This window comes from Lentzea sp. NPDC006480 (assembly GCF_040611995.1).
GTDB lineage: Bacteria > Actinomycetota > Actinomycetes > Mycobacteriales > Pseudonocardiaceae > Lentzea.
Genome location: NZ_JBEXPJ010000340.1, coordinates 1 through 1991, shown reverse-complemented (window position 1 = coordinate 1991; position 1991 = coordinate 1). Strand labels below are relative to the sequence as shown.

The 1991-nt window shown below is 69.2% G+C and carries 3 protein-coding genes; 1 reads left to right on the top strand and 2 read right to left on the bottom strand.

The features are described from left to right. Positions 1–38: 38 nt before the first annotated feature. Both ABZX92_RS45775 and ABZX92_RS45770 read right to left on the bottom strand, forming a co-directional pair. Positions 39–791, bottom strand: coding sequence for a DUF3159 domain-containing protein (locus tag ABZX92_RS45775; RefSeq protein ID WP_355572431.1), 753 nt, complete (start codon positions 789–791; stop codon positions 39–41). Beyond that, positions 788–1153 carry an OB-fold nucleic acid binding domain-containing protein gene (locus ABZX92_RS45770; RefSeq protein WP_231114856.1) on the bottom strand — a complete coding sequence of 122 codons (366 nt, stop codon included), beginning with the start codon at positions 1151–1153 and terminating at the stop codon, positions 788–790. Before ABZX92_RS45770 ends, ABZX92_RS45775 begins: the two co-directional genes overlap by 4 nt. Positions 1154–1237: 84 nt before the next feature. On the opposite strand from ABZX92_RS45770, the gene ABZX92_RS45765 reads away from it, so the two are divergent. Next, the gene (locus tag ABZX92_RS45765) at positions 1238–1894 is read left to right on the top strand and encodes an alpha/beta hydrolase (protein WP_355572429.1); all 657 of its coding nucleotides are present in this window, start codon (positions 1238–1240) and stop codon (positions 1892–1894) included. Positions 1895–1991: the final 97 nt, after the last annotated feature.

Sequence of the window (1991 nt, the reverse complement as noted above, 5' to 3'; positions counted from 1 at the left end):
GCCTCCCAGGGGAGGCACCGGCCCTGCGCGTTCACGGGTCAGTCCCTGGACTTGTCGCGGGCCTCCGCGTCGACGACGCGCTTCAGCTCGTCCATGTCCGGAGTGAGCAGGTCGTCCGCCGTGCGGGCCAGGACCTCCTCCGCGGCCGCCTCGGCCGCGTGGGCCTCCTCGGCCTCCTTGAGGCGCTTGTCCGCCCGGCGGACCGCCCACACCGTCGCCACCAGCGCGATGGCCATCAGCGGGTAGCCCATGCCGAGGCGGGCGACGGCCAGCCAGCCGACCTGGTCCTCGTTGTAGAGCCAGCGCTGCACCACGAAGCGCGCGAGGAAGACCAGCGCCCACACGAAGGTGGCGATGTCGTAGTCGCGCACCGAGGCCTTGTCCGAGCGCCACGAGCGATCCCGGCCGTTGAGGACCGTCCAGATCACCCCGGCGAGAGGCCAGCGCACGATGATCGACAACAGGAACGCGCCGCCGTAGACGACGCTCTGCCAGATGCCGAAGAGGAAGAAACCCTTGGCCTCGCCGGTCTTGTAGGCGATGAACGCCGCGATGCCCACACCGAACACGGCGGAGATCGCCGGCTGGATGTTGCCCTTGCGCACGGCCAGCACCACGCCGATGACGACGGCGGCGGCCAGCGAGCTGATGATCGAGACCTTCAGGTTCTTGAAGGCGAAGTTGACGATGACGAACACGACGACGGGCAGCGACGACAGGAGCATTCCGCTCACGCCGCCCATCTGCTCGAGGAGAGTGGGCTGCTTTTCTTCGGTCTCAGCTGAGGTCATGAAGCGTTCTGCAACTCGTAATAGGGGTTGTAGAGCACCTTGCGCCCGTCGCGCACGGCGATGCGGCCCCGAGCCTTGATCGTCCTACCGGGCTCGATTCCCGCGATGCGACGGCGGCCGAGCCAGACGAGCGTGACGCCCTCGGTGCCGTCGTAGAGCTCCGCTTCCAGCGTGGCGGCCGCGTCCCGGGGACAGAGCTCCACGCTGCGGAGCCTGCCGAGGACGGTGACCTCCTCACCGGACTTGCAGTCGCAGGCTTTCACCGCGCCGACGGCCTCGGCTTTTCGCGAGAGGTCGTCCGCGTCGAGCTCGGTGACGTCGCTGGTCAAGCGCTTCACCAAGCGGCGCCAATAGCCGCTCATCCCCGACTCCTGCATTGCTCAAGTGGCCCCGTGGTGTGGACCGTCTGTGAGTGAGGGTACGCACGAGGACCGACAATCTCGGGCGTGCCTGTCGAGACTGTCGTCCTACTGCCCGGAACCGCCTCCGACGAGGTGTTTGTCCGTTCCGTGTTCGCCGAGCCGTTGTCGCAGGTCGGCGCTGTTTTCACCGCTCCACGTGTGCGCACATTGAGTGAACGGTTGACGGCCCTCGAAAATGCCTCCGCAGGCCACCCGATCGTGGTGGGCGGCGTCTCACTGGGCGCGCACGTCGCCGCCAGGTGGGCGGCGCGGAATCCCGCGAAATGCGCAGGTCTGATCCTCGCCCTGCCCGCGTGGACCGGAGAACCCGGCGACGCCCCGGCGGCTCAAGCCGCGAAGATCAGCGCGCGGATCGTCGCGGACGAAGGCCTCGACACGGCTCTTCAGGGCACGTCGGGCTGGCTGCACGACGAGCTGAGCCGGGCCTGGCGCGCGTACGGCGACCAACTGGTGCCCCACTTGGAAGAAGCCGCCACGTCCGAGGCGCCCACCCTGGAGGAGTTGAGAACCCTCGGCGTGCCAACGGGAATCGCCGGGTGCGCCGACGACCCGGTGCACCCGATCGAGATCGCGCGGGAGTGGGCGGACGCCATCCCGGGCGCCGTGCTCACGACCATCACGCTGGACGCCTACCCGCACGCGCTGGGGCGTGCGGTGCAGGCGTGGCAGCAGGCGCGTTAACCCTCTTGCTGGATGTGCCGGGCGATCGCTTCGGGCAGCTCGACCGGCAGCGGGGTGCGCGGCGGCAACCGCGGCGCGCCGCCCCCGACGACGGTGC